General features: G+C 33.3%; 14 protein-coding genes. 8 read left to right on the forward strand and 6 right to left on the reverse strand.

Features of this window, described 5'->3' with window-relative positions; all coding sequences use genetic code 11:
* The first annotated feature begins 112 nt into the window (after positions 1 to 112).
* Positions 113 to 523: a hypothetical protein gene (locus tag BST91_RS06110; RefSeq protein ID WP_042279269.1), complete on the forward strand. Its 411-nt coding sequence runs from the start codon at positions 113 to 115 to the stop codon at positions 521 to 523.
* Between the two features lie 66 nt (positions 524 to 589).
* On the opposite strand, the gene BST91_RS06115 is transcribed toward BST91_RS06110, so the two are convergent.
* Complete coding sequence (locus BST91_RS06115) at positions 590 to 2,473, reverse strand: S8 family serine peptidase (protein ID WP_085774840.1); 1,884 nt, start codon at positions 2,471 to 2,473, stop codon at positions 590 to 592.
* Between the two features lie 177 nt (positions 2,474 to 2,650).
* On the opposite strand from BST91_RS06115, the gene dnaN reads away from it, so the two are divergent.
* Positions 2,651 to 3,766 carry a DNA polymerase III subunit beta gene (gene dnaN, locus BST91_RS06120; RefSeq protein ID WP_085774841.1) on the forward strand — a complete coding sequence of 372 codons (1,116 nt, stop codon included), beginning with the start codon at positions 2,651 to 2,653 and terminating at the stop codon, positions 3,764 to 3,766.
* 59 nt (positions 3,767 to 3,825) lie between these two features.
* On the opposite strand, the gene BST91_RS06125 is transcribed toward dnaN, so the two are convergent.
* The 3 genes from BST91_RS06125 to BST91_RS06135 form a co-directional block, all read right to left on the reverse strand.
* Positions 3,826 to 4,371, reverse strand: a complete 546-nt coding sequence (locus tag BST91_RS06125; RefSeq protein WP_085774842.1) for a type 1 glutamine amidotransferase domain-containing protein — start codon at positions 4,369 to 4,371, stop codon at positions 3,826 to 3,828.
* A gap of 157 nt (positions 4,372 to 4,528) precedes the next feature.
* Complete coding sequence (locus BST91_RS06130; RefSeq protein ID WP_042279275.1) at positions 4,529 to 5,002, reverse strand: Lrp/AsnC family transcriptional regulator; 474 nt, start codon at positions 5,000 to 5,002, stop codon at positions 4,529 to 4,531.
* Positions 5,003 to 5,079: 77 nt separating this feature from the next.
* Positions 5,080 to 6,159, reverse strand: coding sequence for a M14 family zinc carboxypeptidase (locus BST91_RS06135; protein ID WP_169709762.1), 1,080 nt, complete (start codon positions 6,157 to 6,159; stop codon positions 5,080 to 5,082).
* A gap of 354 nt (positions 6,160 to 6,513) precedes the next feature.
* Between BST91_RS06135 and BST91_RS06140 the strand changes: the two genes are divergently transcribed.
* From BST91_RS06140 to BST91_RS06150, 3 genes are read left to right on the forward strand one after another with little or no spacing between them, the layout of a single operon-like run.
* The gene (locus tag BST91_RS06140) at positions 6,514 to 6,945 is read left to right on the forward strand and encodes a helix-turn-helix domain-containing protein (RefSeq protein ID WP_085774844.1); all 432 of its coding nucleotides are present in this window, start codon (positions 6,514 to 6,516) and stop codon (positions 6,943 to 6,945) included.
* A gap of 36 nt (positions 6,946 to 6,981) precedes the next feature.
* Positions 6,982 to 7,356, forward strand: a complete 375-nt coding sequence (locus BST91_RS06145; RefSeq protein WP_085774845.1) for a DNA topoisomerase IV — start codon at positions 6,982 to 6,984, stop codon at positions 7,354 to 7,356.
* Between the two features lie 8 nt (positions 7,357 to 7,364).
* On the forward strand, positions 7,365 to 8,201 hold the full coding sequence (locus tag BST91_RS06150; RefSeq protein ID WP_042279281.1) for a TerC family protein: 837 nt from the start codon (positions 7,365 to 7,367) through the stop codon (positions 8,199 to 8,201).
* A gap of 37 nt (positions 8,202 to 8,238) precedes the next feature.
* Here the strand turns inward: BST91_RS06150 and mscL are convergent, their stop codons facing one another.
* Positions 8,239 to 8,679, reverse strand: coding sequence for a large conductance mechanosensitive channel protein MscL (mscL, locus tag BST91_RS06155; protein ID WP_060524872.1), 441 nt, complete (start codon positions 8,677 to 8,679; stop codon positions 8,239 to 8,241).
* Complete coding sequence (gene msrA, locus BST91_RS06160; protein WP_042279287.1) at positions 8,666 to 9,205, reverse strand: peptide-methionine (S)-S-oxide reductase MsrA; 540 nt, start codon at positions 9,203 to 9,205, stop codon at positions 8,666 to 8,668. Before msrA ends, mscL begins: the two co-directional genes overlap by 14 nt.
* 99 nt (positions 9,206 to 9,304) lie before the next feature.
* On the opposite strand from msrA, the gene BST91_RS06165 reads away from it, so the two are divergent.
* From BST91_RS06165 to BST91_RS06175, 3 genes are read left to right on the forward strand one after another with little or no spacing between them, the layout of a single operon-like run.
* Positions 9,305 to 11,776, forward strand: a complete 2,472-nt coding sequence (locus BST91_RS06165; protein WP_085774846.1) for a DUF5916 domain-containing protein — start codon at positions 9,305 to 9,307, stop codon at positions 11,774 to 11,776.
* Between the two features lie 20 nt (positions 11,777 to 11,796).
* Positions 11,797 to 12,462, forward strand: a complete 666-nt coding sequence (locus tag BST91_RS06170; protein ID WP_085774847.1) for an ABC transporter ATP-binding protein — start codon at positions 11,797 to 11,799, stop codon at positions 12,460 to 12,462.
* Positions 12,455 to 13,222 (forward strand): TIGR02757 family protein, encoded by a 768-nt coding sequence (locus BST91_RS06175; protein WP_085774848.1) that lies wholly within the window; start codon positions 12,455 to 12,457, stop codon positions 13,220 to 13,222. Before BST91_RS06170 ends, BST91_RS06175 begins: the two co-directional genes overlap by 8 nt.
* The last annotated feature ends 71 nt before the right edge of the window (positions 13,223 to 13,293 follow it).

The following is a 13,293-nucleotide window of genomic DNA, read 5'->3' on the forward strand; positions in this document are numbered from 1 at the left end:
TCTTACAGTTAACCTAAGTAAAAAAGAAGCTGTTGACAAACAATGGAAAACAACCTTAAAACTTTTAAGTATTCATTTAGATTATCGTCTAATTTTAAACAAAACTACACTTATGAAAACAAGAGACGCATATTTGGTTGCTCTAAGACCAGAAATACCCAATGCAAAAATTACGGAAGGAATGAGTGCAGATGAGTATTTTCAAAACAAAACATTACGACCAATTTCTAAACTACAACATGACCTATTGATACTTGTTTTTAAAAATTATGTCAAAAAACATAAAAACGTGTTCTATGGGCTTGATGTACCTAAACGTATTGATTATATTGAAAATGCGGTAAATAAAGATCAAAAATTTAGAAACTCATTAAAAGGTATCATAATAGGTCAATTTACAACCGAAGAATATAAAACCTACATCACAAATAGTAGTGCTTTAAATAAAAGAATGATGAATATAGTTAGAGAACGATTGATCAATAGTCTTCAGGAGTTCTCAAATTCTGAGGTCTCACTGTAAGATATACACCATAAAAAAAGCTGACTATCAAAGTCAGCTTTTTTATTTCTAAAAGATGGGTAGCCATTATTCTATAACTAACTTTTGAGAAGTAATAGATGAACCATTACTTACTCTAACGATATAAATACCGCTATTTAAATTAGATATATCGATGGTTTCATCTAATGAACCATTTACGTCGTAGTTTTTACTATAAACTCTTTGTCCTAGCATATCAAACATTTCTACAACAGCTTTTTTACTATCATTTATTGAAGAGGCTAAGATTGTTATAGATGATGTTGCAGGATTTGGGTAGATTTGGAATTCTGTTCCTGCTACTTGAGATGAAGATAAAGTACCTGTATCGGCTCCAGTAATAACCATTGAAAAATCTAACCCATTAGTAGGTAAGTTATTTTTATGATTAACGGTTATCGTATAAGTCCCATTAGGTACATCTATTTCAACTATTTCAACATTATCCACATCGTTTATTCCTTTAGTGGCTGCAATTGCTGGTGATGAAGGGTTAAGTTTCCAAGGGAAATATTCATTTCCGTTAGTATCGGTAAGTTTTAAATCTAAATCATAAACTAATGCTGGAGTAGAATCATCTTCGGGACCATTATTAACAACACCAGCTTCATCTGTCCAAACTATAGCTACTTTAAGAGGTCCATTATGCGACGTAACATTAGATGAATAAAAATTACCATTTTGCAAGTTTAACTCTTTAATAGAGGAATCCGAATTAGTATTTAAAATAACTCTTGCAGCATTTTCTACACTAAAAAATCCCCACCCAAAAGCATAATCCGGACCGGGATTGTTTCCAGCTTCCAAGGTAGTATTTAAAATCAATGCTTTTACGGTAGCAGATTTCATAAAAGCATTAAACTCTATGTTATACAATTGTTGTAATAGCATTATTCCTCCAGAAACCATAGGGGCAGACATCGAAGTTCCTTGACGAATACCGTAACTTGTTCCGCTGGTACTTGTAGTACTACTCACTCCAACCCCTTTCGCAACGATGTCAGGTTTTATTCTACCGTCATCCGCTGGTCCCCATGAACTGAAATTACTCATAGTAATTGAACTTGGTCCCATATATCCATTAATTCCAGCCACTGCTCCAACGGTTACAACGTTTTTTGAGAGAGACCTATCGGTGAGAATATCATAGCCTCGATCACCAGGATTTAAACCATCATTTCGATCATTTCCTGCACTAACCACTGGTAAATAATAAGGATTGGTAAAAGCTATTTCATCAAACTCTCGAGCAGTAAGATCATACTTCCCATATATTTCTTCAGGTGTAAAATTTGTTACCTGAAAACCATAACTATGATTTGATAATAACGCGCCCCTAGAGGCTCTTTGAATCATTTCAGAAGTATCTGAATTAAAATCATATGAAACTAAATCACCTTGAGGAGCAATCCCTCTTCGAGATAAGCTATTGTCCCCTGAACTTATCATAGTACCACCTACATGTGTAGCATGATCGCTAACTGAGGAATTTGACTCACCATATCTTACTCTCCCAAATAAATCAGTATGAGTACGTAGAGTATATCCTCCATCCCATATGTAACCAGTAATTCCTTGACCTTCTACATTTAATCCTAAACTTCCTCCATTATACAATTCATTAGCTCCCATATCAACAGCACCAGTAAAATTCTCGGTAATCGTGTAAACTGGAATTCCTTCAACAACATCAGTTATCATCCTAACATTACCGTCTTCAGTTGTTTCTTTTTGCTTTACATTATGCTCAACAAGGTATTGCTCAACACGTTGTTGCGCTTGCTGCTCTTTTCGTAAAAGTTCTGTATACAATTGATTAATAGCTTGTTTATCATAATCTTTAGTAATTTGAGCACGCTGTTCTGGTGTTTGTGCTATCATTACTTGTGATATACAAGCAATTAAAAGTAAAAAGGAGATTTTTTTCATTTGATTTTTGATATTTGTTGATAATTTAAGAAAACATAATTGGGTTATTAATTGTAACTTAGTTGCTTCTTATATTAAGTTCGCAATTTAATGTATTAATTACATTATTATAAATTGTCCTTAATATTTATCTAACAAAATAAGAGTAATCTTATCACGATTTAATCACAAATAAATATGAAATTCATTGTTTCTAGTTCCTATTTGCAAAAAAACCTTCAATTAATAGGCGGTGTTATAAACAATAATAATACACTACCTATATTAGATAATTTCCTGTTTGAGCTTTCTGGTAACACGTTAAAAGTATCGGCTAGTGATATGGAAACTACCATAATTACTAATTTAGAAGTAGAAAGTGGAGAAGATGGTAATACTGCACTTCCAGCTAAGCTTGTTTTAGACACTCTTAAAACCTTTCCTGAACAACCCTTAACCTTTCATGCAGAAGATCAAAAAATGACTATCAGCCATGACAAAGGAAAGTCTGAAATAGCCTGTGCTAGCGCCGATGAATTCCCTAAAGCTGTTTCATTAGAAGACCCTTCTAAAACAGTTGTTATGGGCGATACATTAGCCACTGCCATAAACAAAACATTATTTGCAACTGGAAACGATGATTTGAGACCTGTTATGAGTGGTGTGTTCTTTCAATTCAACAATGAAAGCTTGACATTTGTAGCTACTGATGCTCATAAACTTGTTCGTTATAGAAGAGAAGATCTAAAAGCTGATCAAACAGCAGAATTTATAATGCCTAAGAAACCATTGAATCTTTTAAAGTCAATGTTAATGGGTAATGAATCTGAAGTGGATATTGAATACAACGACAGTAATGCACAGTTTAGCTTTGAAAACACTACAGTCATTTGTCGATTAATAGATGGTAAATATCCAAATTACGAAGCTGTTATCCCTAAAGAAAACCCTAATCGTTTAACTATATCAAGAACTCAATTCTTGAACTCTGTAAGACGTGTAAGTATATTTTCCAACAAAACAACGCACCAAATTAGACTTAAAATGGCTGGTGCCGAACTTAATATAAGTGCCGAAGATCTCGATTTCTCAAATAAAGCCGATGAGCGCCTTACTTGTGATTACCAAGGCGATGATATGCAAATAGGATTCAACAGTAGATTTTTAATAGAAATGCTTAATAATCTAAACTGTGAAGAAGTATCTCTCGAAATGAGCTTACCTAATCGAGCAGGTATTTTGACACCATTAGACGGACTGGATGACGGTGAACAAGTAACCATGCTGGTTATGCCAGTAATGCTTAATCAATAGTAATCAAACATAAAAAATCCCGCAGTTGCGGGATTTTTTATTTCAATAAGATAAGGTGATTAGGCATGTTGCTCTTCATGCTTACCTTCCATTACCTCTTCGACTAATTTGTCATTAAAAGCGTCAAGATCATCTGGAGTTCTACTGGTCGTAAATCCTTCATCTACTACAACCTCTTCATCTACCCAGTTTGCTCCTGCATTTTCTAAATCTTTGCGCAATGATGGATAGCTTGTCAATTTTCTTCCATTTACCACTCCTGCATCGATTAACGGTTGTACACCATGACAAATCGCACTTACTGGTTTTTTTTGTTCAAAAAATGTCTGAATAAATTTTATAGCGTCTTCATTCATTCTTAACTGATCTGGATTTATAACACCACCAGGTAACATGAGTGAATGATAATCACTCGCATTTACTTCTGATAGAGTTTTGTCAACCTTATAACTCTCAGACCAATTACCATCTGCCCATGCTTTAATCTCTCCTGATTTAGGACTTACAATGTCTACTTGTACACCTGCATTTTCTAGCGCTTGTTTAGGACTAGTTAATTCTATTTCTTCAAAGCCATCTGTGGCCAAAATTGCAACTTTCTTCATTTTTTTTGTTTTTTTAGTTGTTACAAAGTTGGCAATAGCATATGGTTATTTACACTAAGAGCCTGCTAAAATTGCTTTAGCAGACTCTTAAAATATATTGATTTACAATAATTTATGTTAATTACGCTTTCGCGAAAGCATAATTATTAAAATCTAATTATAAATCTTGAAAAACTTTGTGCAGTAAACGCTTTTTATCATTAATACTTTCCTCTAGACTTATCATAGTCTCAGTGCGACTCACTCCATCTATGTCATCTAGTTGAAATATGATACGTTTTGCATGGGTAGTATCTTTGGCTCTTATTTTACAGAAAATATTAAATTTTCCTGTAGTAATATGTGCTACGGTAACAAAAGGAATCTCCTTTATCCTACTCAACACAAATTGTGTAAGGCTCGTTTTTTCCAAATAAACTCCTATATAAGCGATAAAGGTGTAACCTAACTGATGGTAATCAACAGTTAAAGAAGAACCCTTTATAATACCCGATTCTTCCATTTTCTTTACTCTTACATGTACGGTTCCAGCTGATATGTTTAATCTTTTTGCTATATCCGTAAATGGAGTTCTAGTGTTTTCAATTAAAACATCAAGGATTTGCTTGTCTATTTCGTCTATTTTAGCCATTTTATTAGTCTAACGTTATTCTTTTCAGGCAAAATTAATAGAAACAATACAAATATTCTTTCAAAATGGAGTTTTTGTTAAATAATTATCAAATTTTTAATATCTAAAACTTCAGATTTAACGATATTATTTTCGTCAATCTTCAAATCTTCAGGAAGTTGACCATCAACATCCATTATCCTATGTGCATTGCGCACCGTTTCTGGATTAATATCATTAACTCGCGGCAAGAGAATTAGTCGACCTTCTTCCAAAACCTCTTTATACATTAAGGATGTAAATACTGTTTTATCGTCTTGTTCATAGCGTAATACAATATCACAAAAGGTTTTAGAAATTTGAGGGATAGACAAATATGATTCAACTAGTTGATTATCTGATGTATTTTCTTTTTCATACAGTGATTGTAAAGCTGTAAGTATGGCTTTCTTAATAATACCGGTTATTTCATCTCTATGATAATCTAATCCGGCATGTCCGGCCTCAAAAAGCACGGTAGGAATATTTCTTGACGTTAAATAATCGCCAAAACAATTCTCATTAAAATCATCAGAATATCTGCAGATGGCAGTATTTAAATCTGGTTGTAGTTGAGAATAAATAGAATTAATAACTTTTACAGCTTTTAGCCTAGCTGTATTAAACGACTTTTCATGATTCGAGGCAGGTGCCAAAAAAGATAATTGACATGGTTTACCGCCATCTTCAGTACCAAATATGGTGCGCTGCCCGTGTAAATTAAAGGCCATGTCGGGTTTTATAAGCTCAAGTTGTTCAAAGAAAACCATGGTTTCTGGTTGATCCTTTAAAACAGCATTTCTATTTAAATCAACTTTATTGGCATTTTCTCTTGTCCAATTGTCAGCACCATCTGGATTCAAAATAGGAATAATATACAATTCTATTTTATCCAACAATGGTTTAAAATCATCCTGATCTATCAAATCCAACAAGGCTCTTGTCGTTGTAGATTCATTACCGTGCATTTGAGACCACATAAAAACCTTAATGGAACCTGACCCAGCTTGAAGTAAATAAATAGGTTTTTTAAGTACAGAATATCCAATGGTTTTTAAAGAAAAGGGAGAAGATTCTTTACGCACAATACGATCGAGTTCTTGTTGGAACAATTCATATTTATAGTATCTAGTTAACAATGTATACAGCTTTTAAAGATTGTATCAAAAGTAAGCATCAAACAGTTTACATAAGTAAAAACAGGCTTCTTTACATATGTAAACAATTCGATTACACAATTGTAAACAAGTAATATCTAATTGTCTTTTACATTTGTAAACTAATAATCATTTTCAGATGTATAAATGCTTCTATTTTTCGTTACAATGATTTAAAATGTATTTATACTATTGTTTACTAGTTATTTATGCGTATTTATATAAAGTTTTAATTCAATATTTGACTTATGATTTTAATAGAATGTGATAATTAATTTCTTTTGTTTACATTTGTATAATCTAAATCTTTAATAAGATTGTTTACAATTGTAACAAATGAGTGACCCGACAAGTATTGCTGAAAGAATTAAAGAGATTATTGAAAAAAATGATCTTACAGCTTCAACTTTTGCAGAGAAAATCAATGTAGGTCGTAGCAGTATCTCGCATATATTATCTGGAAGAAACAAACCTAGTTTGGATTTCATTCTAAACGTTATGAAAGAATTTCCCGATGTAGATTTATACTGGTTGATGAATGGACAGAAAGCCAAAGCTTCCAAAGAGATCAAATCAACCTCTGCTCCCATTATTAATAATTCTCTTTTTGATCAGGACGTAGTAAAAGAACAATCTGTTCCAAAGGATGAAGAAAAGAATGAAATAACTCCTTTACCATCTCAAGTCAATTCACAAAAATTAGGGAAAAATATACAAAAGGTAATTTTGCTTTTTTCTGATGGAAGTTTTGAGAGTTACGAACCCTAAGATTTTTTTAAGATAACTGGGTAGTATTTTTGAATTATGAAAAAACTCATTTATTACATTCCTCTTCTATTACTCTTTTCAGCTTGTTATGAAAACCAAGTAGACTGTGAATCATTTAAAGAAGGTACCTTCATATGGGAACAAGAATCTGGTGGAAAAAAATTTAAAACTGAATTCACCAGAATGGGAAATTTGCAAATTGAAAAATTTGAAAATGAAATAGACAGTTCTCGCGTTGAATGGATAAATGATTGTGAATGGCGTATAATTCCTATTAATCCAGATTCAAACGCCGATTCTCGAGCTTATCTTTTTAAAATATTGAACACATCAAAAGATTCTTATACCTTTGAATTTAAACAATCTGGTCGTGAACAAGTATATTCAGGAACAGCTACTAAAATCAAATAAAACCCATCATGTTTGAAATCTTCCAATCTGCCGATGCCTGGATGGCATTATTAACCTTAACCTTTCTTGAAATAGTACTAGGAATTGATAATATCATTTTCATCTCACTAGCTTCTGAAAAACTACCAGACGACAAACGTAAAAAGGCAACCAATATTGGATTAATCCTTGCCATGGCATTACGTATCGTATTACTTTTTGGAATAAGTATTCTTATTTCATTACAAAGTAGCTGGTTTACCTTTGATTATGGCTGGATATCAGGAGCCGTTACGGGACAGTCTTTAATTTTATTTGCTGGTGGTGTTTTCCTTTTATATAAGGCCACACAAGAAATTTATGAAAAAGTAGAAGACATAGGACACGATCAACGTGAACTTAAAAAGAAAAGAACTGATACATTAAGTAAAGTAATCTTTGAGATTACAATGATTAATATCGTTTTCTCATTTGATAGTATTCTGACCGCAGTAGGAATGACTAGTGGATTAAGTGACGATCCCGATGGGGCTTTAATTCTTATGATAATTGCCGTTGTGCTTTCAGTAATTATAATGCTTCTTTTTGCACATCCAGTAGGTAAATTTGTAAACAAGCATCCATCGGTTCAAGTGCTAGGCCTGGCATTTTTATTACTCATAGGATTTATGCTTATTGCAGAAGGTGCTCATATGGCCGATCTTGTCGTGTTCGGTAATGAGAGTGGAGTAATTCCTAAAGGATATTTATACTTTGCCATTTTCTTTTCCATGTTTGTTGAGTTTCTTAATTTCAAATTACGCAGTAAATCAATTAAGAAAAAGAAAACAACCGATCTTCTGGAAGACGATGAAGTGATTAAATAAGTAGTAAGAAATAAAAAACGGGCTCTAGGCCCGTTTTTTATTGTTTATTTTTTAGCAATTCGTTTTGCTCCTTCATCAAAAGTTTAAGATCATTAAGAAGTTCAATATTTTTAGGAGTTGATACTTGTTTTTCTTCAGGGTTGTGCGACTTGTTTCTCAGTTTATTCAACATCTTAATTACAAAAAACACAGTAATACCAATTACCAAAAAATCAATACACACTTCAAATAGTTCGCCGTAGTAGATAGCTATTTCACTAGTTTCCTTGCCAGCTCCGTTAGTAGCTGCAGCTTTTAACACATATTTCTTGTCCTCGAAATTCAATCCATCGGTCAAATAAGCTAGTGGTGGCAATGCAACCTTTTTAACTAGGGTTTGAACTACATTATTAAAGGCAGTTCCTATTATAATTCCCACGGCCATATCGACCATGTTGCCTTTAATGGCAAACTCTTTAAATTCATCAATTATTTTCATCGGCTAGTAGGTTGCTATATTGGTTTTTTAATTTTCTTATTTTGGGATCTATTATGACTTGACAGTAACCTTGTTCCCTATTGTTTTTATAATAATCCTGGTGATAATCCTCGGCTGGATAAAAATCGGTTGCCGGTTCGACTTTTGTCACTATGGGATCTGGGTAAGTTCCATCATTATTTAATTGTTCTATATAGTTTTCGGCGATTTGTTTTTGATTTTCATCCAGGTAAAATACGGCGCTCCTGTAATGTTCACCTACATCATAACCTTGTCTGTTTAATGTTGTAGGATCATGAGTTGCCATGTGTATTTTCAATAACGTTAAGTAATCAATTGTATCTGGGTCATAGCTTACAAGTATAGATTCTGCATGGCCTGTGCGACCTTGAACTACTTCCCTATACGGTGGATTTTTTATATGACCACCACAAAATCCAGATACCACCTTCTCTACTCCTTTTAATTTTTGGAATACCGCTTCAGTACACCAAAAACAACCACCTGCAAAAATCGCTTCCTCCATTTTTTTTACAGCAAGTTACTCACAATCCTTATATATGGCTGCATATTAACAAGTCTTTAAAATAATTAATGGATTCTGCGACTAGTTTTGCGATTAGACATGAAAAAATACCTCATTTATACTATTATAATAGTTTTTGTAAGTTCCGCTTTCGCGAAAGCGTACTCACAAGAAACCCTAGATACATTAAAAATTCCTCGTAAAAAGTACCGAGCAACACGTATATATGATGCTCCTAAAATTGACGGTAAACCTTTTGAAAAACAATGGGAAGGCGTGACTACTGGAGCTAATTTTGTTATGGTGGAACCTGTAAATCTACAGCCTGAAAGACAAAATTATCGTACCGAATTCAAAATTGCCTATGACGATGAAGCGGTTTATGTGGCTGGTTTTATGTATGACGAGAATCCTGAGGAAATATTGAGACAATTTTCCCAGAGAGATCAAATAAATGTTCAGGCAGACTTATTTTCTATTTGGATAAATACCTACAATAACGGTATAGATCAAACTCGATTTTATGCGACCAGTGCCAATGCGCTAGGTGATGCTAGATCGACAAATGGTGGAGAAGATTTTAGCTTTAATGTTGTTTTTTTAAGTGAAACCAGTATTGACGATAATGGCTGGTATGTTGAAATGAAAATACCTTACCGCACCTTAAGGTTTCCTGAAGTAAATGTTCAAGATTGGAGTTTCAATATTTTTAGAAGAATTAGGCATTTGAATGAGGACTACAGTTACAATCCTATTAATATTACTGAAGGAAACGTAAATCAATATGACGCGTTACTTACTGGTATTGAAGACATTGATCCACCATTACGATTAAACTTATACCCTTTTGTAAGTACCCAAAGCGACTGGAACAAGCTTCAGTCAGAAACTGTCTTCAACGCTGGTATGGATATAAAGTATGGAATTAATGATGCTTTTACCCTAGATGCTACATTAATACCTGACTTTGGCCAGGCTGCATTTGATAGAGTAGTTTTGAATTTAGGACCGTTTGAACAAGTTTTTGGAGAAAACAGACAATTTTTTATTGAAGGAACAGAACTCTTTAGAAAAGGAGATATTTTCTTTTCACGTCGTATAGGACAACGTCCTACGCAAAGAGGTAATTTGGGACTTGAACCAGATGAAACAGTAGTAGAAAATCCAAGATCTGCCGATCTATTAAATGCAATTAAAGTTTCTGGTCGAACTTCCAAAGGACTAGGTATAGGTGTACTTAATGCTATTACAGGACCAACTGATGCTATTATTGAAGATTCTAATACAGGTGATATAAGAGAAGTAAGAACTGAACCTCTTGTGAATTACAATGTACTGGTTCTTGATCAAACCTATGGAAATAATAGCGCAGTTTCACTTACTAATGCATCTACCTTGCGAGATGGTAGTTTTACTGATGCTAATGCCACAGCTATTGAAGTAACTCATAACAATAATCAAAATACAGTACGTTATTTTGGTCGTGCACGCATGACCAATCGTTTTTTAAGCGACGATACATCTACTGGATTTTCAACCAGCGCAGTTGTTCAAAAAATTACAGGAAACTGGAGACCTAGAATTGAACATTATTTTGCCGATACTACATTTGATCCAAATGACCTCGGACAACAATTTAGAAACAACTATAATAATTTCTCATTTGAGTTAGAATATAATAGATTCTTACCTCAAGGTATTTTTAATAATTGGAATATTGAACTAGACATAGATCACAATAGAGCCTATAACCCTGGAATTCATACAGGTAGTAGATTTAATATCAATCCATTTTTCTTTACTAAAGAGCGTTTTGCATTTGGTGCAAATTTCACCTACGCTACAGAAAGTAAGGATCTTTTTGAAAGCAGAATTGATGGATTGTTTACCAACTATCCAGCTCGTTTTTTTATGGGTGGTTTTATTTCTAGCGATTATCGTAAAAAGCTGGCAATTGATGCTAATGCAGGAATTAATGAACGTTTGAATGACGAGCAGCTTAGTTACGATTTTTCTATTTCTCCTCGTTATAGATTTTCTGATAAATTTTTACTGGTTTATAGGATAAATTGGTTTAAAAATGATGGCCGTTTAAGTTACGTTACCCTTTTAAATGATGGTAATGGTACACGCAGTATTTTTAGTAGACGTTATGACCACAGTGTAGAAAATACGCTTACCGGTAATTTAAATCTTAGCAATCGATTGGCATTAAATCTAACATTTAGAAACTTTTGGCAACGATCAGATTTTGCCGAAGATTTACAAGAACTGCAGGCAAGTGGCGATACCGCACCTTCAACCTTTAGACTAGACGAGGAAGACAATCCAGATAGAGATTTTAATGTTTGGAATCTAGATTTAAGTTTCAGATACAGGTTTGCTCCAGGTAGTGAAGTGAGTATTTTATACCGTAATAGGCTTAATAATGTTGAACAACAAGCACAATTAGGATTCAATGAAAGCTTTGACAATTTATTAAAAGAAGATTTTAATCACACCATATCAGTTAGGTTATCTTATTTCCTTGACTTTAATAAAGCGATACAAGTGATCAACAAAAATGCTTAAAGCGTTACATTTGTTGTACTATGATTGAAGCAAGAAATATTCAAAAAACTTTTGGAGACCTAAAAGTACTCAAGGGTGTTGATCTTACTATAGAAAAAGGTGAAATTGTAAGTGTTGTAGGTAGTTCTGGAGCTGGTAAAACCACATTACTACATATATTAGGAACGCTAGAGCAACCTGATAAAAATAAGAACACCTCTTTACATATAAATGGCACCGATATTCTAAAACTATCTAGCAATCAATTGAGTAAATTTAGAAATGAGCAATTAGGATTTATATTTCAATTTCATCAATTGTTACCCGAATTTACTGCTATCGAAAATGTATGTATTCCAGCATTTATCAAAAAAACAAGTAAAAAAACAGCCGAGAAAAGAGCTCAAGAATTATTGGAATATTTACAATTAAGCGATCGACTACATCATAAACCTGGTGAATTATCTGGTGGAGAACAGCAACGTGTAGCGGTTGCTCGTGCATTGATGAATAGTCCCGAAGTCATTTTTGCCGATGAGCCCACAGGAAATTTAGATACATCAACTGCAGATAATCTACATCAATTAATTTTAAGTTTACGAGAAGAATTTCAACAAACCTTTGTAATCGTAACACATAATCAGGAGCTCGCAGATCTGGCTGACAGAAAGTTAACCATGAGCGATGGACGTTTTTTAAATGAATAAAAAAGAGCTTAAAGAATTCTTAGATAAAAAAGTAGAACAATATAATGTTCCTGACTTTATACCTCTTGATCCTATTAAAATACCCCATCAATTCTCTGATAAAAAAGACATTGAGATCGCAGGATTTTTAACTGCTACTATTGCCTGGGGAAATCGCAAGTCTATTTTAAACAACGCAAATAAAATGATGCAACTGCTCGATAATTCTCCGGCAGATTTCATTAAAAACTTTGAAGAAGCAGATTTAAAATCGATTACAAACTTTGTCCATAGAACCTTTAATAGTGAAGATTTGAAAACTTTCTTGAGAGCCTTGCAACGTTTTGAAAATGAATACGGTGGTTTAGAGTTCGCTTTCGCGAAAGCGTTAAAATCTTCCACCAACCTTCTAGAAGCTATTTCCTTGTTTAAACATGATTTTTTTCAAATTGAACATTTAAATCGAACACAAAAACACGTGAGCGACCCTATAAAAGGCAGTGCAGCCAAAAGAATTTTAATGTTTTTACGTTGGATGGTAAGAAAAGATAACGCTGGTGTGGATTTAGGCATTTGGAACGAAATACAAGCGCGAGACCTATATTTACCATTAGACGTTCATACTGGGAATATAAGTAGGCAACTTAATTTGTTAACTCGTAAACAAAACGATGCTAAATCGGTGATTGAAATCACAAATGCGTTGAGAAAATTTGACCCAACAGATCCTATAAAATATGATTTTGCGCTATTTGGATTAGGAGTGTTTAAAGAATTGTAATTTTATTACAATAAGAACAAACAAAATATTTGGTTATCTTTTCTTGTTAATAGAAAACTAATGAAACTTAT

The organism is Nonlabens tegetincola, from assembly GCF_002117085.1.
GTDB classification, from domain to species: domain Bacteria; phylum Bacteroidota; class Bacteroidia; order Flavobacteriales; family Flavobacteriaceae; genus Nonlabens; species Nonlabens tegetincola.